The sequence below is a fragment of the Neobacillus sp. KR4-4 genome, from assembly GCF_042136325.1.
Classification (GTDB): Bacteria; Bacillota; Bacilli; order Bacillales; family Cytobacillaceae; genus Neobacillus.
This window is the reverse complement of the sequence record NZ_JBHHJU010000029.1, coordinates 43,622-66,068: the sequence shown is the minus strand read 5'-3', so window position 1 is coordinate 66,068 and position 22,447 is coordinate 43,622. Positions and strand designations below refer to the sequence as shown.

Annotated in this window: 21 protein-coding genes and 2 other annotated features; all 21 genes read left to right on the top strand. The window is 40.6% G+C overall.

What is annotated here, in order from left to right; genetic code table 11:
• The first annotated feature begins 1 nt into the window (after position 1).
• The 21 genes from disA to rpoC all read left to right on the top strand — a co-directional run bounded on the left by disA (position 2) and on the right by rpoC (position 22,331).
• Complete coding sequence (gene disA / locus ACE198_RS23095) at positions 2-1,075, top strand: DNA integrity scanning diadenylate cyclase DisA (protein WP_098573737.1); 1,074 nt, start codon at positions 2-4, stop codon at positions 1,073-1,075.
• Between the two features lie 189 nt (positions 1,076-1,264).
• Positions 1,265-2,353: a PIN/TRAM domain-containing protein gene (locus ACE198_RS23090; RefSeq protein ID WP_375377187.1), complete on the top strand. Its 1,089-nt coding sequence runs from the start codon at positions 1,265-1,267 to the stop codon at positions 2,351-2,353.
• Positions 2,354-2,367: 14 nt separating this feature from the next.
• Positions 2,368-3,057, top strand: coding sequence for a 2-C-methyl-D-erythritol 4-phosphate cytidylyltransferase (ispD, locus tag ACE198_RS23085; RefSeq protein ID WP_375377186.1), 690 nt, complete (start codon positions 2,368-2,370; stop codon positions 3,055-3,057).
• A gap of 40 nt (positions 3,058-3,097) precedes the next feature.
• On the top strand, positions 3,098-3,580 hold the full coding sequence (gene ispF, locus ACE198_RS23080) for a 2-C-methyl-D-erythritol 2,4-cyclodiphosphate synthase (protein ID WP_375377185.1): 483 nt from the start codon (positions 3,098-3,100) through the stop codon (positions 3,578-3,580).
• Positions 3,581-3,696: 116 nt separating this feature from the next.
• Positions 3,697-5,154, top strand: coding sequence for a glutamate--tRNA ligase (gene gltX / locus ACE198_RS23075; RefSeq protein ID WP_375377184.1), 1,458 nt, complete (start codon positions 3,697-3,699; stop codon positions 5,152-5,154).
• A 46-nt stretch (positions 5,155-5,200) separates the two neighbouring features.
• Positions 5,201-5,450 (top strand) — a binding site (T-box leader).
• Between the two features lie 234 nt (positions 5,451-5,684).
• Positions 5,685-6,353, top strand: a complete 669-nt coding sequence (gene cysE, locus ACE198_RS23070; protein WP_098573725.1) for a serine O-acetyltransferase — start codon at positions 5,685-5,687, stop codon at positions 6,351-6,353.
• On the top strand, positions 6,334-7,731 hold the full coding sequence (gene cysS / locus ACE198_RS23065; RefSeq protein WP_375377183.1) for a cysteine--tRNA ligase: 1,398 nt from the start codon (positions 6,334-6,336) through the stop codon (positions 7,729-7,731). Before cysE ends, cysS begins: the two co-directional genes overlap by 20 nt.
• A 3-nt stretch (positions 7,732-7,734) precedes the next feature.
• On the top strand, positions 7,735-8,154 hold the full coding sequence (locus ACE198_RS23060; protein WP_375377182.1) for a Mini-ribonuclease 3: 420 nt from the start codon (positions 7,735-7,737) through the stop codon (positions 8,152-8,154).
• Position 8,155: 1 nt separating this feature from the next.
• Entirely contained in the window at positions 8,156-8,899 is a 744-nt protein-coding gene (rlmB, locus tag ACE198_RS23055; protein WP_098573719.1) for a 23S rRNA (guanosine(2251)-2'-O)-methyltransferase RlmB, read from the top strand.
• 3 nt (positions 8,900-8,902) lie between these two features.
• A complete protein-coding gene (locus ACE198_RS23050; RefSeq protein ID WP_098573716.1) occupies positions 8,903-9,412 on the top strand; it encodes an NYN domain-containing protein in 510 nt (169 codons plus the stop codon).
• A gap of 69 nt (positions 9,413-9,481) precedes the next feature.
• On the top strand, positions 9,482-10,132 hold the full coding sequence (sigH, locus tag ACE198_RS23045) for an RNA polymerase sporulation sigma factor SigH (protein ID WP_098573714.1): 651 nt from the start codon (positions 9,482-9,484) through the stop codon (positions 10,130-10,132).
• A 112-nt stretch (positions 10,133-10,244) separates the two neighbouring features.
• Positions 10,245-10,391 (top strand): 50S ribosomal protein L33, encoded by a 147-nt coding sequence (gene rpmG / locus ACE198_RS23040; protein WP_375377181.1) that lies wholly within the window; start codon positions 10,245-10,247, stop codon positions 10,389-10,391.
• Positions 10,392-10,436: 45 nt separating this feature from the next.
• Positions 10,437-10,619, top strand: coding sequence for a preprotein translocase subunit SecE (gene secE / locus ACE198_RS23035; RefSeq protein WP_375377180.1), 183 nt, complete (start codon positions 10,437-10,439; stop codon positions 10,617-10,619).
• Between the two features lie 326 nt (positions 10,620-10,945).
• Positions 10,946-11,479 (top strand): transcription termination/antitermination protein NusG, encoded by a 534-nt coding sequence (gene nusG, locus ACE198_RS23030; RefSeq protein WP_026565508.1) that lies wholly within the window; start codon positions 10,946-10,948, stop codon positions 11,477-11,479.
• A 179-nt stretch (positions 11,480-11,658) separates the two neighbouring features.
• Positions 11,659-12,084, top strand: a complete 426-nt coding sequence (gene rplK, locus ACE198_RS23025) for a 50S ribosomal protein L11 (protein WP_026565509.1) — start codon at positions 11,659-11,661, stop codon at positions 12,082-12,084.
• Positions 12,085-12,242: 158 nt separating this feature from the next.
• Entirely contained in the window at positions 12,243-12,941 is a 699-nt protein-coding gene (gene rplA, locus ACE198_RS23020; protein ID WP_375377179.1) for a 50S ribosomal protein L1, read from the top strand.
• Between the two features lie 53 nt (positions 12,942-12,994).
• Positions 12,995-13,139, top strand: a sequence feature (ribosomal protein L10 leader region).
• Positions 13,140-13,172: 33 nt separating this feature from the next.
• Entirely contained in the window at positions 13,173-13,673 is a 501-nt protein-coding gene (gene rplJ, locus ACE198_RS23015) for a 50S ribosomal protein L10 (protein ID WP_098573705.1), read from the top strand.
• Positions 13,674-13,751: 78 nt separating this feature from the next.
• Positions 13,752-14,114 carry a 50S ribosomal protein L7/L12 gene (rplL, locus tag ACE198_RS23010; protein ID WP_098573702.1) on the top strand — a complete coding sequence of 121 codons (363 nt, stop codon included), beginning with the start codon at positions 13,752-13,754 and terminating at the stop codon, positions 14,112-14,114.
• A gap of 118 nt (positions 14,115-14,232) precedes the next feature.
• Positions 14,233-14,835, top strand: a complete 603-nt coding sequence (locus tag ACE198_RS23005) for a class I SAM-dependent methyltransferase (protein ID WP_098573701.1) — start codon at positions 14,233-14,235, stop codon at positions 14,833-14,835.
• A gap of 252 nt (positions 14,836-15,087) precedes the next feature.
• The gene (gene rpoB / locus ACE198_RS23000) at positions 15,088-18,645 is read left to right on the top strand and encodes a DNA-directed RNA polymerase subunit beta (RefSeq protein ID WP_251462593.1); all 3,558 of its coding nucleotides are present in this window, start codon (positions 15,088-15,090) and stop codon (positions 18,643-18,645) included.
• An 86-nt stretch (positions 18,646-18,731) separates the two neighbouring features.
• A complete protein-coding gene (gene rpoC / locus ACE198_RS22995; protein ID WP_375377178.1) occupies positions 18,732-22,331 on the top strand; it encodes a DNA-directed RNA polymerase subunit beta' in 3,600 nt (1,199 codons plus the stop codon).
• Positions 22,332-22,447: the final 116 nt, after the last annotated feature.

The window sequence follows — 22,447 nt, the reverse complement described above, 5'->3', positions numbered from 1 at the left end:
GATGGAGAATAAAAAGCTAGGTGAACATTCCGTAAGTGAGATATTACAATTCCTTGCTCCTGGGACGCCCATTCGTGAGGGGATTGACAATGTCCTTCGAGCCAATACAGGGGGCCTTATTGTCATTGGTTTTAACGAAAAAGTAAAAAGTATCGTTGATGGCGGCTTTGAAATTAATTGTCCTTTTTCGCCAAGCTTTTTATATGAATTGGCCAAAATGGATGGGGCAATTATCCTTAATGAATTAGGAAATAAAATTCTGTTTGCCAATGCCCAGTTGGCCCCTGACTCCGATATCCCCTCTACAGAAACAGGAATGCGGCACCGGACAGCTGAGAGGACGGCAAAACAAACAAAAGCCTTAGTCATTGCTATCTCCCAAAGGAGAAATGTAATTACTCTGTATCAAGGGAACTTCCGCTATGCCTTAAAAGATATTGCGGTGATTTTAACAAAGGCCAATCAAGCTATTCAGACACTTGAAAAGTATAAGACGGTCCTGGAACAAAGTATTACCAATTTGAGTATTTTAGAGTTTGAAGAGTCTGTCACCTATAATGACTTTTTACTGGTTCTGCATCGGTTTGAAATGGTCTTAAAGATTAAAAACGAACTACTAACCTATTTACATGAATTAGGGACTGAGGGGCGTCTCATTCGTTTACAACTGAATGAAATCTTAACAGACTTGGAAGAGGAAACGATGCTCATAATCAAAGATTATGCCTTTGATAGAGATATCAAGGCAAGAGATGTTTTAGCCCGAATGCAGTCAATGACTTCAAATGGAACAATAGAAGATATGGTGTTATTAAAATTAATGGGCTATCTGGGCTATGTGCATCTCGAGGAAAATAAAAATCCGCGCGGCTACCGGATTCTTAATAAAATTCCAAGACTCCCATCAATCATTATTGAAAACTTAATTAGCCATTTTGGCGAGCTTGCAAAAATTATTTCAGCATCTGTGGAAGATCTCGATGATGTGGAGGGAATTGGGGAAGTCCGGGCTAAAAAAATTAAAGAGGGTTTTAAATTAATAAAAGAACGGTTATATACCGATCGTCACCTTTAAAAACAACGGAAAAGTAAAAAAAATCCAATTGTTTGACATGGGAATTTTCCAATGCTACCCTATGGAGAAATCATCTATTAATAATTCACGGGAACTACTCTTTTAACAAGAATCTTTAGTGAAAAATAATCAGTAAATTAAGGTTTCATTTTTATGAATATGTTTATAATGAGTAGAGGAGGTGAAGGAATGTTAAAACGTATTGTGCAGGCTTGCTTCCTCATTATGGGTGGTACGCTTGGTATTTTGTTATTGCCGGAATTGTTCAATCTACTTCATATCAATGACATTCCCTTAATTAACAACTCGTATATCACTGCTGTTTTAGGTGCTATTATTTTTTATCTTATTACCTTTTGGGCAGTAGATTATGTTTTTAACTTTGTTAAATGGACTGAAGATTCATTAGTCAAAATCCCTGTAACCGATGTCCTTTTTGGTAGTGTGGGTCTCATATTTGGGTTGTTGGTGGCCTTTTTAATTGGCTTTGCCTTAAATGCGGTACAGGTGCCAATCCTAAATGCTGTCGTGCCAATCATACTGACTATCTTATTCGGCTATCTTGGCTTTCAGGTAGGTTTTAAGAAAAGGGACGAACTACTAGGTCTATTTGGAAATCGGAGTAATAAGAAAAAATCCAGTGAAGACGAGAATGAAAAAGAAGCGAATCAATCTTTAAAAATACTAGATACTAGTGTGATTATTGATGGACGTATAGCTGATATTTGTCAGACGGGATTTTTAGAAGGAACGATTGTCATTCCACAGTTTGTCCTCGAGGAATTACAGCATATTGCTGATTCATCCGATGTATTAAAACGAAATCGCGGCCGCAGAGGTCTAGATATTTTAAATCGAATTCAAAAGGAACTTGCCATTAAAGTCGAAATCTATGAAGGTGATTTCGAGGAAATTAGTGAAGTGGATTCAAAACTTGTGAAACTGGCAAAAATCACAAATGGCATCTTAGTCACAAATGATTTCAATCTGAATAAGGTTTGCGAATTGCAAAATGTTTCAGTGTTAAACATCAATGATTTAGCAAATGCTGTCAAACCTGTTGTTCTTCCAGGAGAAGAATTAACGGTACAGGTGATTAAGGATGGAAAGGAATATCATCAGGGCGTTGCTTACTTGGATGACGGGACCATGATCGTTGTCGAAGAAGGAAGAGAATATATTGGAAAACGAATTGAGGTTCTCGTCACAAGTGTTCTCCAAACATCGGCTGGAAGAATGATATTTGCTAAACCAAAGCTATTAGAAAAAGCATTATAGAGTGAGGTTTTCATATGACTTACCAAGTCATTCTCCCGGCAGCGGGCCAGGGAAAAAGAATGGGAGCAGGGAAAAATAAGCTTCTATTAGAGCTTAATCATGTACCTGTATTAATCCATACATTAAAAGTGTTTGAACAGGATAATGCCTGCAGCAAAATTATTGTAGCGATTCATCCACAAGATGAAGGGGAATTTAAAGCCTTATTTACCAAGTATAATATTGCCAAAGCAATTCATTTAGTGCATGGGGGTAAGGAACGACAGGATAGCATTTTTAATGCGCTGAAAACAGTGGAAACAGACGGGGTTATTCTTGTTCATGATGCGGCACGTCCGTTTGTCAGTAATGAACATATCTACCGTTTGACAAAAGTGGCTATGGATACAGGGGCGGCCATTTTGGGAGTACCGGCAAAGGACACCATCAAAAAGGTACAAGATGGTTTGGTGGTGGAAACTGTCGAACGTTCAAGCTTGTGGGCGGTCCAAACCCCACAAGCTTTTCGCATTTCTCTTCTGAAGAAGGCCTATGAGAAAGCAGAAAGGGATTCTTTCCTAGGAACAGATGATGCCAGTCTAGTGGAGAGGGTCGGCCATCCTATTGCGATGGTTGAAGGCGACTACGATAATATCAAATTAACAACGCCAGAAGATATTTATTTTGCGGAAGCGATACTAGAAAAGCGGAAGCGCCTTGACTAGGCGTTGCAGCTAGACAATAGGAAAAAAAGGAGTTTTTAGGATGTTTCGAATTGGTCAAGGATTTGATGTGCATCAACTAACGGAAGGGCGACCGTTGATTATCGGTGGAATCAACATACCATATGAAAAAGGGCTGCTAGGTCATTCAGATGCAGATGTTTTATTACATACGGTTTCTGATGCTTGCCTTGGTGCAATTGGAGAAGGGGATATTGGCAAACATTTTCCTGATACCGATCCCAATTTTAAAGATGCAGACTCTGCAAAGTTAATGGAGCATGTGTGGGAATTGGTGAAAAATAAGGGGTACGAGCTGGTAAACGCGGATTGTACAATCATAGCTCAGAAGCCGAAAATGGCACCCTATATTGAGCAAATGCGCGTGAGAATTGCCGAATTACTAGAGGCGGAACCTGAGCAAATCAATGTGAAGGCAACGACCACCGAGAAATTGGGCTTCACTGGCAGAGGGGAAGGAATCGCCTCTCAAGCGGTTGTTTTATTAAGAAAGGTTCATGAATAGTCTTTCTTGAAATCATAGACAATGATAAAATAATCAGTTGAAACATATAAATTCTTGGGAAAGCTGTCTAGCTTCAGCGCCTAGGCACTTACGCTTTTCTAAATGGAGGCATTGAGATGTCAAATGAAGTTCGTGTAAGGTATGCTCCAAGTCCAACAGGGCATTTACATATTGGAAACGCTCGTACGGCATTATTTAATTACTTATTCGCACGTAATCAGGGCGGGAAGTTTATCATTCGTATTGAAGATACCGATAAAAAGCGGAATATTGCCGGCGGAGAAGAAAGCCAGTTGAAATACTTAAAATGGCTTGGCATGGATTGGGATGAGGGGGTTGACGTCGGCGGCGAATACGGACCATATCGTCAATCCGAGCGAAATGATATATATGAAATTTACTATAACCAATTATTAGCGGAAGGTCATGCTTATAAGTGTTACTGTACCGAAGCTGAAATTGAGGCAGAGCGGGAAGCCCAGGCTGAAAGGGGAGAAACGCCGCATTATTCGGGTAAATGCCGTCATTTAACCGATGAACAACGCCGTGAATTAGAAAGCGAAGGCCGTCAGCCAAGCATTCGGATTATCGTACCTGAAGGGAAAACCTATACCTTTGATGATATGGTAAAGGGGAGCGTGTCCTTTGAATCTGAAGGGATGGGCGACTGGGTCATCATTAAAAAGGATGGCACCCCAACCTATAATTTTGCGGTTACAATTGATGATTATTTAATGAAAATCTCTCACGTGCTCCGTGGCGATGATCATATTTCTAACACACCTAAACAACTCATGGTCTATGAAGCATTAGGCTGGGAGCCGCCGATTTTTGGCCATATGACATTGATTGTCAATGAAAGCCGTAAAAAGTTAAGTAAGCGCGATGAATCAATCATTCAGTTTATTGAACAATATGAAGAGTTAGGGTATCTCCCAGAAGCGTTATTTAACTTTATTACGCTCCTCGGCTGGTCGCCTTCAGGTGAAGAAGAAATCTACTCTAAGAATGAGTTTATTGAGATATTTGATGCGAATCGCTTATCTAAATCCCCTGCCTTATTTGATAAGCAGAAACTGCTATGGATGAATAACCAATACATGAAGAAAATTGAGATTGATCGTGTAGTTGAACTGGCTTTACCTCACTTAGTGAAAGCCGGCCGTTTAAGTGAAAGTCAAACGGATGAGCAGTATCAATGGGTCCAAGGGTTAATCGAACTTCTGCAGGAAAAAATGAGCTTTGGTGCTGAAATCGTGGAATTATCCGAGATGTTCTTTAAAGAGGAAGTGGACTACGAAGAAGAGGCGAAGGAGATTCTAGCAGGTGAGACGGTTCCGGAAGTGTTAAAGGCATTTTCACATGAACTGGATCAGTTAGAGCACTTCCGGGCTGACGGGATAAAGGGTGCAATGAAAGCAGTTCAAAAGTCGACTGGCCAAAAGGGGAAAAACCTATTTATGCCAATTCGTGCTGCAGTAACTGGCCAAACACACGGGCCAGACCTGCCACAGGCCATTGAACTTTTAGGAAAAAATAAGGTTCAAACAAGAATTAATAAAATTATTAGTTAACATCGACAATAAAATGTAATATAGTAGAGTAAACAATTATATAGTTCTGAAAGTGTAGAAGAGGATAAGTAAAAAAAGGATGCTTCAAAGAGAAAACCATCACCGGCTGAAAGTGGTTTAGGCCTCTCGTTTTTTGAAATGCACCTCTGAGCCCTGTTTCGAAAAGAGTCAACTCTAAGTAGAGATGGGCGGAACCGATCCGTTAACAGGTAGAGTGAGACCAAGTTTTGAGCTATTGTTACCATCCTAGCTTTCCGGTCTAATCAGAGTGGAACCGCGCGTTAAGCGCCTCTGTCGTCATGACAGAGGCGTTTTTTATTTACTTTGAAGTTTAATAAAGATTAAAGTTCTGAACCTAGACAACTGTCTAGCTTCAGCACCCAGCGGCTAGTGTACTTCGCCCTTTTCCCGTCGATAAGTCAACATCGGATCGCTTACGCTCTCCGTGTTTCCTTTATCTCAGTCAAAGTGCTCCAGTCCATACGCCGCTAAACGGGTGCTTACGCTTTAAAAATAGGGGGAAAATGGTAATGTTTAAGAAGTTGAGGGAGGATGTAGAGGTTATTTTCGAGCAAGATCCTGCGGCAAGGAGCCATTTGGAAGTCATCTTAACCTATTCAGGCTTGCATGCCATTTGGTCACACCGTCTTGCACATGCACTTTTTAATCGGAAATTATTTTTTCTAGCCAGGGTTATTTCGCAGGTAAGCCGATTTTTTACCGGTATTGAGATTCATCCTGGGGCAAAAATAGGCAGAAGATTTTTTATTGACCATGGTATGGGCGTGGTTATTGGGGAAACCTGTGAAATTGGGGATAATGTAACTATATATCAAGGGGTCACACTTGGTGGAACAGGGAAAGAGAAAGGGAAACGGCATCCAACCATTAAGGATAATGTTCTGATTTCTACAGGGGCTAAGGTACTCGGATCGATCACGGTTGGAGAAAATTCCAAAATTGGCGGCGGCTCGGTTGTATTGAAAGAGGTTCCTCCTAACTCAACGGTAGTGGGAATTCCAGGCAGGGTAGTCATGCAAGATGGAAGAAAAATTACAAAAGACTTAAACCATTGTGATTTGCCAGACCCTGTTGCCGACCGCTTAAGAGAAATGCAAAACGACTTGGATAAGTTAATGTATGAACTCGAAGAATTAAAAGGAGAAAGGATAGAAGTCAATGGCCATTCAACTTTATAATACACTTACACGTAAAAAGGAAACTTTCGTACCGCTCGAAGAGGGCAAGGTCAAAATGTATGTTTGCGGTCCGACTGTCTATAATTATATTCATATTGGTAATGCTCGTCCGGCCATCGTTTTTGATACAGTTCGACGCTATTTAGAATACCGCGGATACGATGTTAAATATGTTTCTAATTTTACTGATGTTGATGATAAATTAATCCGAGCTGCCAATCAATTAGGAGAAGACGTACCAGCTATTGCTGACCGTTTTATCAATGCCTATTTTGAAGATGTGTCTGCACTAGGCTGCCAAAAAGCGGATGTTCATCCACGGGTAATGGAGAACATGGACATTATTATTGAATTTATTAGTGAATTAATTGATAAAGGTTTTGCTTATGAATCGGCTGGAGATGTGTATTTTCGGACAAGAAAATTTGATGGCTATGGTAAACTTTCGCATCAATCGATTGATGATCTCCAGGTAGGCGCAAGAATTGAAGTTGGCGATAGGAAACAAGATGACTTAGATTTTGCCCTTTGGAAAGCGGCGAAGGAAGGGGAAATCTTCTGGGAGAGCCCATGGGGACTTGGACGTCCAGGCTGGCATATTGAGTGCTCGGCAATGGCGAAAAAGTATCTGGGTGAAACGATTGATATTCATGCGGGTGGACAGGATTTAACTTTCCCGCACCATGAAAATGAAATTGCCCAGTCAGAAGCACTATCAGGAAAACTATTTTCCCGCTACTGGATGCACAACGGCTATATCAATATTGACAATGAAAAAATGTCGAAGTCGCTAGGAAACTTTGTATTAGTTCACGACATTATCAAGAAACACAATCCACAAGTGTTACGCTTTTTCATGCTATCGGTTCATTATCGCAATCCGATCAATTACAGTGAGGAATTACTGGAAAGTACAAAAGCTGCATTTGAGCGCTTGATCACCTCCTATCAAAATTTAAAGCATCGTAAAGAAGCAAGCACAGATTTAACCGATAATAATCAGGAATGGCTTGATAAAATTGCAAGCTCCCAGGAACAGTTTATTGAGGCGATGGATGATGATTTTAACACAGCGAAGGCCATTTCTGTCTTATTTGACCTCTCAAAACTGGCGAATTATTATCTGTTAGAAAAAAATACAGCTGTAGCGGTAATCGATGCTTTTACCAAACAGTTTGAAGACTTATTCCATGTCTTAGGGCTGACGATTGAAACAGAAGAAATGCTGGATGAAGAAATTGATGCACTAATTGAAAAGCGAATCCAGGCTCGAAAGGACCGCAATTTCCAATTGTCTGACCAAATCCGAGATCAGCTGAAGGAAATGAATATTATTTTAGAAGATACCCCGCAAGGTACAAGGTGGAAAAGAGGTTAATTCATGCTTGAATATGAAAATACCGTCGATGCCAAACAATTGAATAGTCTAGCCCTTGCCTATATGGGTGACGCCATTTATGAAACGTATGTAAGGCGCCACCTCCTCTATAGCGGGAAGGTAAGACCCAATCATTTACACCGGACGGGAACAACTTACGTTTCAGCAAAAGCACAGTGCAAAGTACTTTTTCAAATGATGGATGATCATCTTCTCGACGAGGAAGAGTTAGCGGTGATTATGCGCGGTCGAAATGCGAAGTCAGGCTCTGTTCCTAAAAATACAGATGTCCAAACCTACCATTACAGTACAGCGTTCGAAGCGTTGATGGGTTATTTATATTTATCGGGTAAAATAGAGCGGATGGAAGAATTGATTAATCTGGCATTTAAATATGTGGATGAAAGAAAGGAGGAACGCTAGGATGGAACAAGAATATATTGTTGGCAAAAATCCAGTTATTGAAGCGCTGAAATCAGAAAGGGATATTAATAAGATCTTAATTGCTGAAGGATCACAGCGCGGCCAAATGCAGCAAATTACGCAGTTAGCAAAGGAAGCACATGTAATTGTTCAATTTGTGCCAAAGAAAAAAATTGATCAAATATCCGGTGAAAATCATCAAGGAGTTCTAGCCTATGTCGCAGCTTACCAATATGCGGAAATCGATGATTTGTTTGCAGCTGCTGAGAAGAAAAATGAACCACCTTTCTTTTTATTGCTTGATGAGATTGAAGATCCTCATAATCTCGGTTCAATCATGAGAACGGCGGATTCTGTGGGGGCACACGGCATCATTATTCCGAAACGGCGGGCTGTGGGCTTAACCGCGACAGTGGCTAAAGCCTCAACAGGTGCCATTGAGTATATTCCAGTCGCGCGTGTGACAAATATGTCGAGAACAATCGATGAATTAAAGGAACGGGGCATTTGGATTGCTGGAACAGATGCCAAAGGAAAAGATGACTACCGCAGGTTAGATGGGACCTTGCCGCTTGGCTTAGTCATTGGCAGTGAAGGAAAAGGAATGGGTAGACTAATCCGCGATAAGTGTGATTTTCTTATTCACCTGCCAATGGTCGGAAAAGTTACTTCGTTAAATGCTTCTGTTGCGGCATCTTTACTCATGTATGAGGTATATCGAAAACGACACCCGCTTGAGGGGTAACATATGGATATCCTGCTTGTCGACGGATATAACATTATTGGGGCCTGGCCGGAACTTAGGACATTAAAAGATCGAGATCTGCCAGCAGCAAGAGATCGTCTTGTAGAAAGAATGGCGGAGTATCAAGCCTATTCCGGATATCGTGTGATTGTTGTCTTTGATGCCTACTATGTGCAAGGAACAGAGAAAAAATATAAAAACCATCAAGTAGAAGTCATTTTTACGAAAGAAAATGAAACAGCAGATGAGCGGATAGAAAAATTGGCCATTAGCCTAAGTAATCGGAGAACGCAAATACATGTCGCCACCTCCGATTATACGGAGCAATGGGCGATCTTTGGACAAGGAGCATTAAGAAAATCCGCTCGGGAGCTGCTCATTGAAATGTCCTCCATTGAAAGGGGCATCGAACAGAAAGTAAAAAAGATTCAAGAAAAAAAGCCTGTCTCGAAAATCAATATGAGTGATGAAATGGCAGAAATTTTCGAAAAGTGGCGCAGGGGTCAAAAGTGAGCGTGGACACTAGAAAAATTGTCATGTATACTATTACTAACTATGCTTGTTCGGTGGAGGGGATCTACTTTGAGTACGGACTTCGGAACAAAGGTCAACCAGCAGTTTCTCGTAATGGAAGATGAAGAAATTGTTTATTTGGTACACCACGGTGACAGTGAAGCATTGGATTATTTAATCCACAAGTATCGTAATTTTGTGCGTGCAAAAGCAAGGTCCTATTTTTTAATTGGTGCTGATAAAGAAGATATTGTCCAAGAAGGGATGATTGGACTGTACAAAGCCATTCGTGACTTCAGAGAGGACAAGCTGACATCCTTTAAGGCATTTGCCGAGCTATGCATTACTCGGCAAATTATAACAGCCATTAAAACCGCAACACGGCAAAAGCATATTCCGTTAAATTCTTATGTTTCTTTGGACAAGCCGATTTATGATGAAGAGTCCGATCGAACATTAATGGATGTTTTGTCAGGGGCAAAGGTACTTGACCCTGAAGAGCTAATCATTAATCAAGAAGAATTTGACCATATTGAATTTAAAATGACTGAATTATTAAGTGACTTAGAAAGAAAGGTATTGGCCCTCTACTTAGATGGTCAATCCTATCAAGAAATTTCAGAAGAACTCAATCGTCATGTGAAATCCATTGATAATGCTCTGCAGCGAGTGAAAAGAAAATTGGAACGATATCTCGAACTTCGTGAGTTTTCGCTGTAATAACCTACCTTTATGGCATAAATTTGAACCGTTTTCAAGGGATATTGACAATAATTAGGGTACATGGTACATTTTTAAGGATATAATAGAAAATTGGGTAAAGGTGTCGAAAATGAGTAAAAAAGTTATCCTTGCATGTGCAGTCTGCGGTTCTCGAAACTATTCGACCATCAGCAAGCAGGCACAAACAGAGCGATTAGAATTAAAAAAATTCTGCAAAACGTGCACCACCCATACCATTCATAGAGAAACAAAATAGTCATCCTATATTCTTATAGTTATTTTATTTTGGGGGTTACTTAACATGCAGCGCATAACAAAGTTCTTCAGTGATGTATTCCGTGAGATGAGGAAAGTTAGCTGGCCAAAACGAGGAGAACTAACACGCTCGACGATTACTGTATTAACGACTGTTGTCTTTTTTGCAGCGTTCTTTGCGGTTCTTGATTTAGGAATTTCAAAATTGATTCGTTTAATTCTTGAATAATAAATCATCTTTCATGGTATAATGGTGAATAATAAAGGAATTTTTATCTAAAAGCCCGTATAACGGGTTTTTTATTTGTTTAAAAAATACTATTTTAAAGCTCATTATTAATTTTGCGACTTTGTTGATTGGAGTGGAAGGCGCGAGACTCCTGCGGGAGTACGGGGCAGGGGAGACCCCACAGGCGCTAAAGCGCCGAGGAGGCTCCCCGGAACGCCCGCGGAAAGCGAAGTGCCTGAAGCGGAAATCAACAAGCCATATTAAAAGAGCCTAAAAGTGGTCTATGACTAATAAATAGGGAGGGACGGACGTTCTAGTCCTCTTAAATGGAAAAAAATTGGTATGTGTTACATACTTACTCGGGTTATGAAAATAAAGTAAAAGCAAATTTAGAAAAACGGGTCGAATCAATGGGGATGCAAGATAAGATATTTCGAGTAGTTGTCCCTGAAGAAGAAGAAACCGAACTAAAAAACGGCAAGAAAAAAGTAGTAAAGCGCAAAGTGTTCCCTGGTTATGTACTAGTGGAAATCGTGATGACAGATGATTCATGGTATGTGGTGCGTAATACACCTGGAGTAACAGGTTTTGTTGGCTCATCAGGATCAGGTTCTAAACCGACTCCATTACTTCCAGAAGAAGTTGTCGTTATATTAAAACGAATGGGTGTTACCGAAACTCGTGTTGATGCTGATTATGAAATTGGCGAAACGGTTCGCGTCAAAGAAGGTCCATTTGCTAACTTTACAGGATCAGTAGAAGAGATGGATAAAGACAAGGCGAAACTGAAAGTTCTTGTTAATATGTTCGGCCGTGATACCCCTGTAGAACTTGATTTTACCCAGATTGAAAAACTTTAATATAAAAAAACTTGAAATCATTTTGAAAAAGTGGTAATATTTCATAGGTCAGTATGTCTCTATATGAGACAAGACTTATGTCAAGTTCTTTATGATCAATAGATAAAGACAGATGCCTGAGTGGGAGGGTTCCTAAAAAACCCTATTACCACATCACGGACTTTAAGGAGGTGTGTCTCGTGGCTAAAAAAGTAATTAAAGTCGTTAAATTACAAATTCCTGCTGGGAAAGCAAACCCTGCGCCACCAGTTGGTCCTGCACTAGGTCAAGCCGGTGTTAACATCATGGGATTCTGTAAAGAATTTAACGCTCGTACAGCAGATCAAGCTGGTTTGATCATCCCTGTTGAAATTACGGTATTTGAAGACCGTTCATTTACATTTATTACGAAAACTCCTCCTGCTGCCGTTCTTTTGAAAGTAGCAGCTGGAATTCAGTCAGGTTCTGGTGAACCTAACCGTAATAAAGTAGCAACAGTTAAGCGTAATACAGTACGCGAGATTGCGGAACAGAAAATGCCTGACCTAAACGCAGCTAGCGTTGAAGCAGCAATGCGTATGGTTGAAGGTACTGCTCGCAGCATGGGTATCGTCATCGAAGACTAATCCATGTAACTGATTGTTTTTTGTAAAATGAAGGGGTTGCGACGTTATAAACACTCGCAACCTTTTTCGTGGGCTAGCTGCGGTGCCTGTTCAAGGCGCCTCCGCTTTTGCCGTGGGAGAATTATTCGCTAAAACCACAATTCTAGGAGGAAATTAAAATGGCTAAAAAAGGTAAGAAGTATTTAGAAGCTTCAAAGCTTGTAGATCGCCTAAAAGCATATTCAATTGCTGAAGCAATTGATCTTACAAAACAAACAAACTTCGCTAAATTTGATGCAACTGTTGAAGCGGCATTCCGTTTAGGCGTTGACCCTAAGAAAGCTGACCAACAAATCCGTGGTGCAGTAGTGCTTCCAAACGGAACTGGTAAAACGCAACGCGTTCTAGTTTTCGCTAAAGGGGAAAAAGTAAAAGAAGCAGAAGCAGCTGGCGCTGATTATGTGGGCGATGCTGAGTACATCAACAAAATCCAACAAGGTTGGTTTGAATTTGATGTAATCGTAGCAACTCCTGACATGATGGGTGAAGTTGGTAAATTAGGTCGTGTATTAGGACCTAAAGGCTTAATGCCAAACCCTAAAACTGGTACAGTTACATTTGATGTAACTCGTGCTATCAATGAAATTAAAGCAGGTAAAGTTGAATACCGCGTTGACAAGTCTGGTAACATTCACGTGCCAATCGGTAAAGCTTCTTTCGAAAACGAAAAGCTTGTTGAAAACTTTAACACTGTATTTGAAACTTTGCTAAAAGTGAAGCCTTCTGCTGCGAAAGGTACTTACATGAAGAACGTAACTGTTGCTTCTACAATGGGACCTGGCGTTAAAGTTGATCCTTCATCAGTAGCTGTTAAATAAATTTTACCAATTGACAATATAAAATAGATTTTATATAATCTATTTTGTTGTTTAAAATAATAACATTTGTACTGTAGACAGCAGGTGTGCCAAGTGCACTTAATTTCCTGCCGAGGTAATGCGATATAAATAACTGAGAGATCGGTTGTTATCCTGCCTCCATGTCACCGTTCGATATGGAGGCGTTTATTTGCCTGGTATAAATGTAGAAATTCTACAGGAGGTGTAAAGATGAGCAGTGCAATCGAATTAAAGCAACAAATCGTTAGCGAAATTTCTGATAAATTAAAGAGCAGCGTATCAACCGTTGTTGTTGATTACCGTGGTCTTTCTGTTTCAGAAGTAACTGAACTTCGTAAACAACTTCGTGAAGCTGGTGTGGAATTCAAAGTTTACAAAAACTCTATGACACGCCGTGCGGCTGAAGCAGCTGGTCTTGCTGATTTAAACGCTGCATTAACAGGTCCAAACGCAATTGCGTTCAGTACTGAAGATGTAGTAGCACCAGCTAAAATCTTGAACGACTTTGCGAAAAAGCATGAAGCACTTGAACTTAAAGCAGGTGTAATTGAAGGGAACGTTGCAACAGCTGAAGAAATTAAAGCTCTTGCTGACCTACCATCACGCGAAGGTTTACTATCTATGTTACTCAGCGTACTACAAGCTCCAATCCGCAACCTTGCTCTTGTTACAAAAGCAGTTGCAGAACAAAAAGAAGAACAAGGCGCGTAAGTTAGCAGTCTAGCTAAGCTGGACACTCTAAAGCGCTAAACTAATAAATTCGAACGAAAACTAAGGAGGAAATTAATCATGACTAAAGAACAAATCATTGAAGCAGTTAAAACTATGACTGTTTTAGAACTTAACGATCTAGTAAAAGCAATCGAAGAAGAATTCGGCGTAACTGCTGCTGCTCCAGTAGCAATGGCTGGCGGAGCTGGTGCTGCTGCTGTTGAAGAAAAAACTGAATTTGATGTAATCCTAGCTGGCGCTGGCGATCAAAAAATCAAAGTTATCAAAGTTGTACGTGAAATCACTGGTCTTGGTCTTAAAGAAGCAAAAGACCTTGTTGACAACACTCCAAAGCCAGTTAAAGAAGGCGTTTCTAAAGATGAAGCTGAAGCAATCAAAGCTAAGCTTGATGAAGTTGGAGCAAACGTTGAAGTTAAGTAATAATCTCAAAAACGAGCTCGCTGTATAAGCGGGCTTTTTTTGGCTTAATAGAATTTAGATTTTTAGTTTCTTTTCCTCGTCTATCTTCAATTATTAATCTTCCTCGGAGGTGAGTCAGTTGTCTGAACACTACTATTCTCGAACACAAAAGGTCGAAAGTGACCCGAAATTTTGGGACTACACTTTAAAAAATAACTCTTTTCGTTTTAAAACGGACAACGGTGTGTTTTCAAAAAGAGAAGTAGATTTCGGCTCACGTTTATTAATTGAGTCTTTTGAAATGCCAAATGCAGACGGATTCCTCCTGGATGTTGGCTGCGGCTATGGGCCAATAGGTCTGTCGCTTGCAAAATATTATCATGAACGTATGATTCATATGGTTGATGTTAATGAGCGGGCAATTGAATTGGCAAAGGAAAATGCAGAATTAAATCGGATCCAGAATGTTAAAATCTATGAGAGTGACCGGTTGTTGAATGTGAAGGAAAATACATTTGCAGCAATTTTAACAAATCCGCCGATTAGAGCAGGAAAGAAAACAGTTCATGACATTTTTGAACAAAGCTTTGATCATCTCGTGTCACAGGGGGAGCTCTGGGTTGTCATTCAAAAGAAACAAGGTGCACCATCCGCGATAGAAAAATTAAATAATTTATTTAACCACGTCGAAACTATTGACAAATCCAAAGGTTATTTTGTCATAAGGGCACAAAAAAGTTGACTTGAAAATGTCACTATGATAGCATTATAAAATGCCATCATAATAATTTCCGAATTATTCCTATAAATACTTGATTATCTTGTATAAAAAAGGGATATTAAGGAAATGATGACAAAATAATAGTCTAAATGTGAAAATGTGGTTTTTAACTAAAAACCCTTTTTCTTTTTGTTTACTGGAAGAGAAGTCATTTTCTATTCCATAAACGTTAATAGATTTTAATAATAACGCTTGATTTGAGGGGTGAATCAGTTGACAGGTCAACTAGTTCAGTATGGACGACACCGCCAACGAAGAAGTTACGCACGAATCAGTGAAGTTTTAGAATTACCAAATCTTATTGAAATCCAAACCTCTTCTTATCAATGGTTTCTTGATGAGGGTTTGCGTGAAATGTTCCAGGATATTTCACCAATCGAGGACTTTACTGGTAACCTATCACTAGAATTTATTGATTACAGTCTTGGCGATCCAAAGTATTCAGTAGAGGAATCAAAAGAACGGGACGTTACATATTCTGCTCCATTGCGTGTAAAAGTACGTCTTGTGAACAAAGAAACAGGTGAAGTAAAAGATCAAGATGTATTTATGGGTGATTTTCCACTTATGACTGAGACTGGTACGTTTGTCATTAACGGGGCAGAACGTGTTATTGTTTCACAATTAGTGCGCTCTCCGAGTGTTTACTATAGTGGGAAGTTCGATAAAAATGGAAAGCGGGGCTTTTCTGCTACTGTCATTCCGAACCGCGGCGCTTGGCTCGAATATGAAACAGATGCTAAAGATGTCGTTTATGTGAGAATAGATCGTACTCGGAAACTGCCCGTTACGGTTCTTTTGCGTGCACTTGGTTTCGGCTCTGATCAAGAAATCATTGAATTGATTGGGGATAACGAATACATCCGCAATACACTTGAGAAAGACAATACGGAAGGTGTCGAAAAGGCCCTTTTAGAAATTTATGAGCGTCTTCGTCCAGGTGAACCACCTACCGTTGAAAATGCAAAGAGCTTATTAGTGTCACGTTTCTTTGACCCTAAGCGCTATGACCTTGCTAATGTAGGCCGTTATAAAATTAATAAAAAGCTTCATATCAAAAATCGTTTATTCAACCAACGCTTAGCAGAGTCCCTAGCGGATCCTGAAACTGGTGAAATTATTGCCGAGAAAGGATTAGTTCTAGATAGAAGAAATCTGGATAGAATTCTCCCTGCTCTTGAAAAGAATATTAATTTCAAAGGCTTTAATCCATATGGCGGTGTTGTAGAGGACGAGATTACACTTCAGGACATTAAGATTTATGCTCCTGGTGATGATAATGAAAAGGTAATTAATGTCTTAGGTAATGCCTATGTGGAAGAACCAATTAAAAATATTACACCAGCTGATATCATTGCATCGATTAGCTACTTCTTTAATCTATTGCACGGTGTCGGTGACACGGATGATATCGATCACTTAGGTAACAGACGTCTTCGTTCTGTGGGAGAATTGCTTCAGAATCAATTCCGGATTGGGTTATCCCGTATGGAGCGTGTGGTTCGTGAAAGAATGTCCATTCAAGACACAGCGACAATTACTCCACAGCAACTGATTAACATTCGTCCAGTCATTGCGTCTATTAAAGAATTCTTTGGCAGCTCGCAATTATCACAGTTCATGGACCAAACCAACCCGCTTGCTGAATTAACGCATAAGCGTCGTCTCTCTGCATTAGGACCTGGTGGTTTAACACGTGAACGTGCTGGGATGGAAGTTCGTGACGTTCACTACTCCCACTATGGCCGGATGTGTCCGATTGAAACACCTGAGGGTCCAAACATTGGTTTGATTAACTCGCTTTCTTCATATGCGAAAGTTAACCGATTTGGATTTATCGAAACACCATACCGCAGGGTTGACCCTGATACTGGTAAGGTAACTGCTCGGATCGATTACTTAACAGCTGACGAAGAAGATAACTATGTAGTAGCCCAAGCGAACTCTCGCTTAGATGAAGACGGATCTTTCTTGGATGAGGAAGTTGTTGCTCGTTTCCGTGGTGAAAATACGGTTGTAAAACGTGAACGTATTGACTATATGGATGTTTCGCCAAAGCAAGTCGTGTCTGCGGCAACAGCATGTATTCCGTTCCTTGAAAATGATGACTCCAACCGTGCCCTAATGGGTGCGAACATGCAGCGTCAAGCCGTACCGCTCATGCAGCCAGAAGCCCCTCGTGTTGGAACAGGTATGGAATATGTATCTGGTAAAGACTCGGGTGCAGCGGTGATCTGTAAGCACGAAGGTATTGTTGAACACGTGGAAGCACGTGAGGTATGGGTGCGTCGTATTAATGTGGTTGACGGTCAAGAGGTAAAAGGAAATCTTGATAAATACCGCATGTTAAAATTCATCCGTTCTAACCAAGGAACATGTTATAACCAACGTCCGATAGTTGCAGTGGGTAACCGTGTAACTAAAGGTGAAATTCTTGCTGATGGTCCATCCATGGAATTAGGAGAATTAGCCCTAGGCCGTAACGTCCTTGTTGCCTTTATGACATGGGATGGTTATAACTATGAAGATGCGATTATTATGAATCAACGTCTTGTAAAAGACGATGTATACACTTCAATTCATATTGAGGAATATGAGTCAGAATCCCGTGATACTAAACTAGGGCCTGAAGAAATTACCCGTGATATTCCGAACGTCGGGGAAGATGCACTTCGTAATTTGGATGAGCGCGGTATCATTCGTACTGGTGCTGAAGTGAAAGATGGTGACTTGTTAGTTGGTAAAGTAACACCAAAAGGAGTTACAGAATTAACAGCAGAAGAACGTCTTTTACATGCAATTTTCGGTGAAAAAGCTCGTGAAGTTCGTGATACTTCTCTACGTGTGCCACATGGCGGCGGCGGGATTGTCCTTGATGTTAAAGTCTTTAATCGTGAAGATGGTGATGAACTGCCACCAGGCGTGAATCAACTTGTCCGTGTCTACATCGTTCAGAAACGTAAGATTTCTGAAGGTGATAAAATGGCGGGACGTCACGGTAACAAAGGGGTTATCTCAAGAATTTTACCGGAAGAAGATATGCCGTTTTTACCAGACGGAACACCAGTGGATATCATGTTAAATCCACTAGGGGTACCATCACGGATGAACATTGGACAGGTGCTTGAACTCCATCTTGGAATGGCAGCCCGTTACCTAGGTATTCATGTTGCATCTCCAGTATTTGACGGAGCGCGTGAAGAAGATGTTTGGGGAACAATTGAAGAAGCAGGTATGGCTCGTGATGCAAAAACGGTCCTTTATGATGGCCGTTCTGGGGAACCATTTGATAACCGTGTCTCTGTAGGTGTCATGTATATGATTAAACTTGCACACATGGTTGATGATAAACTCCACGCCCGTTCAACTGGACCATACTCATTAGTTACGCAGCAGCCATTGGGTGGTAAAGCTCAATTTGGTGGTCAGCGTTTTGGTGAGATGGAGGTTTGGGCACTTGAAGCATACGGTGCAGCATACACACTTCAAGAGATCCTTACGGTTAAATCCGATGACGTGGTTGGTCGTGTAAAAACGTACGAAGCGATTGTCAAAGGTGAAAATGTTCCGGAACCAGGTGTTCCAGAATCATTCAAAGTATTAATTAAAGAACTTCAGAGTCTAGGAATGGATGTAAAAATTCTTTCAGGAGACGAAGAAGAAATTGAAATGCGCGATACGGAAGATGACGATGACTTACAACAAGTCGATACGTTAAACATTGTTCCTGAACAAGCATTTGAATCAGAAAAAGTCGGTTCAAAAGAGTAACTATATATGAGTAGGAGCGCACTATGCGCTCCCACTTTTGTACGTCATAAGGGTAAAACCTGGATATCAAAAGGGAGGTAGGCCCCTTGCTGGATGTTAATAATTTTGAGTTTATGAAGATTGGTCTTGCTTCACCGGATAAGATCCGTTCATGGTCCTTCGGAGAAGTTAAAAAACCAGAAACGATTAACTATCGTACATTAAAGCCTGAAAAAGACGGCTTATTCTGCGAACGTATTTTTGGTCCAACAAAGGATTGGGAATGTCATTGTGGAAAGTATAAGCGTGTCCGTTATAAAGGTGTCGTTTGTGATCGCTGTGGTGTGGAAGTCACACGAGCAAAGGTTCGTCGTGAACGTATGGGGCATATTGAGCTTGCTGCGCCAGTTTCACATATATGGTACTTTAAAGGAATCCCAAGCCGGATGGGTCTTGTATTAGATATGTCTCCAAGAGCTTTGGAGGAGATTATTTACTTTGCTTCCTATGTTGTAACGGAATCAGGAGATACAGCTCTTGATAAGAAGCAGCTATTATCTGAAAAAGAATATCGTGCATATCGTGAAAAGTACGGAAACAAATTCCAAGCTGCCATGGGTGCAGAAGCAATTAAAAAACTTCTTTTCGATATCGATTTAGACAAGGAAGTAGACGGATTAAAAGAGGAATTAAAAAGCGCACAAGGTCAGCGTCGTACACGTGCGATCAAACGCCTTGAAGTGTTAGAAGCATTCCGTGGATCTGGAAATGAGCCATCTTGGATGATTCTTGATGTTCTACCTGTTATCCCTCCAGAACTTCGTCCAATGGTCCAATTGGATGGCGGTAGATTTGCAACATCTGATTTAAATGATTTATATCGCCGTGTTATTAACCGTAATAACCGTTTAAAACGTTTATTAGATTTAGGTGCACCAAGCATTATTGTTCAGAATGAAAAACGTATGCTTCAAGAAGCTGTTGATGCCTTGATTGATAACGGCCGCCGTGGACGTCCTGTTACAGGACCGGGTAACCGTCCGTTGAAATCACTTTCTCATATGTTAAAAGGTAAACAAGGCCGTTTCCGTCAAAACTTGCTTGGTAAGCGTGTTGACTATTCAGGGCGTTCGGTTATCGTTGTAGGGCCAAACTTGAAAATGTTCCAATGTGGACTTCCAAAAGAAATGGCACTAGAACTATTCAAACCTTTCGTTATGAAGGAATTAGTTGAAAAAGGGTTAGCTCATAACATTAAATCTGCAAAACGTAAAATAGAAAGAGTATCTCCAGATGTTTGGGATGTGCTCGAAGATGTCATTAAAGAGCATCCAGTATTATTAAACCGTGCCCCTACACTTCATAGACTTGGGATTCAAGCCTTTGAACCAACTCTAGTTGAAGGCCGGGCCATCCGTCTGCATCCGCTTGTATGTACTGCATACAATGCCGATTTTGATGGTGACCAAATGGCGGTTCACGTACCGTTATCATCAGAAGCCCAAGCAGAAGCAAGACTATTAATGCTTGCAGCACAAAATATCTTGAACCCTAAAGATGGTAAGCCAGTAGTTACTCCTTCCCAGGACATGGTTTTAGGAAACTATTACTTGACTCTTGAAAGAGAAGGCGCAGTCGGCGAGGGTATGGTTTTTAAAGATACAAGTGAAGCGATTCTCGCTTATCAAAATGGCTATGTTCATTTGCATACACGTGTAGGAGTACATGCGGGTTCATTAGGAAATGAAACTTTCACAGAAGAACAAAATAATAAGCTATTAATCACAACTGTCGGTAAGCTTATTTTCAATGAAATTCTGCCGAAATCATTCCCATATATTAATGAACCGACTAGACAGAATCTAGAAGTTGAAACACCTGTAAAATATTTCGTTGAAAAAGGCGAAGATATTAAGGCGAAAATTCAGTCGATGCCATTGATTGATCCATTTAAAAAGAAAATCCTTGGAAATATCATTGCTGAAGTGTTCAAACGTTTCAAGATTACAGAAACGTCTAAAATGCTTGACCGCATGAAGGATTTAGGATTTAGACATTCAACTAAAGCAGGTCTTACTGTTGGTGTTGCTGACATTGTCGTACTTCCTGAGAAGCAGGAAATTCTTCATGAGGCACAGGTTAAAGTAGATAGCGTTATGAAGCAATTCAGACGTGGTCTCATTACCGAAGATGAGCGTTATGACCGCGTAATTGCCATTTGGAGTGCTGCAAAAGATACCATTCAAGGTAAACTAATGCAATCATTGAATAAATCGAATCCAATCTTTATGATGAGTGATTCCGGAGCCCGTGGTAACGCATCGAACTTTACGCAGCTTGCTGGTATGCGTGGTCTGATGGCCAACCCGGCTGGACGGATCATTGAGTTACCAATTAAATCAAGTTTCCGTGAAGGGTTAACGGTATTAGAGTACTTTATCTCGACACACGGTGCCCGTAAAGGTCTTGCTGATACAGCACTTAAGACGGCGGACTCTGGTTACTTAACACGTCGACTTGTTGACGTTGCTCAGGATGTTATTGTTCGTGAAGACGATTGTGGCACAGACCGCGGCTTCACAATAAGCGCCCTTAAAGATGGCACAGAAATCATTGAAGGCTTAGACGAACGTTTAATTGGCCGATATGCACGTAAGGCGATTAAACATCCTGAAACAGGAGAAGTCTTCGTTCCTGAAAATGGTTTAATTACAGAAGATTTAGCTGAAGCAATTGTGAATGCTGGCATTGAAACTGTAAAAATCCGTTCTGCATTTACATGTAATACACGTCATGGTGTTTGTAAAAAATGTTATGGCCGCAACCTGGCAACAGGTCAAGAGGTTGAAGTTGGGGAAGCAGTTGGTATTATTGCTGCCCAATCTATCGGTGAACCAGGTACACAGTTAACAATGCGTACATTCCATACAGGCGGGGTGGCCGGTGACGATATTACACAAGGTTTACCACGTATCCAGGAAATTTTTGAAGCGCGTAACCCTAAAGGGCAAGCGGTTATTTCTGAAATTGATGGGGTTGTCGTTGGTATTAACGAAGGCCGTGACCGCCAGCATGAAATTGTTATTCAGGGTGAAGTTGAATCCAGAACATACAATGCACCATATACTGCCCGCTTAAAAGTGGCTGTAAATGATAAAGTGGCTCGTGGGGAAGAATTAACGGAAGGTTCTATTGATCCGAAAGAATTAATTAGAGTTAAAGACGTTACATCTGTCCAAGAGTACTTATTACGAGAAGTTCAAAAGGTTTATCGTATGCAAGGGGTAGAAATTGGCGATAAGCACGTAGAAGTAATGGTTCGTCAAATGTTGCGTAAAGTACGTGTTGGTGATGCGGGTGAAACAGATGTACTACCGGGTACACTTCTGGATATTCACCAGTTTACTGATGCGAACGAAAAGGCTTTGTTATCAGGAAAAATGCCTGCAACAGGACGTCCAGTCTTACTTGGTATTACAAAAGCGTCGCTTGAAACTGATTCATTCCTTTCTGCTGCATCCTTCCAAGAAACCACAAGGGTTCTTACAGATGCTGCCATTAAAGGCAAACGCGATGAATTACTTGGCTTAAAAGAAAATGTTATCATTGGTAAGCTTGTACCAGCTGGAACAGGAATGCAGCGTTACCGCAAAGCAGAGCCTGTCCTTCGCGATACAACCTCCGAAGAAACAGTTACAATTGATTAATAAAAGTAAGGGATCTGCTAACTAGCAGATTCCTTATTTTAAGAAAATATTAAAAGTCGTGTTGACATCTATTTGTTAAGATGGTACTATATCAAAGGTGCTCCTATTCACCTGAT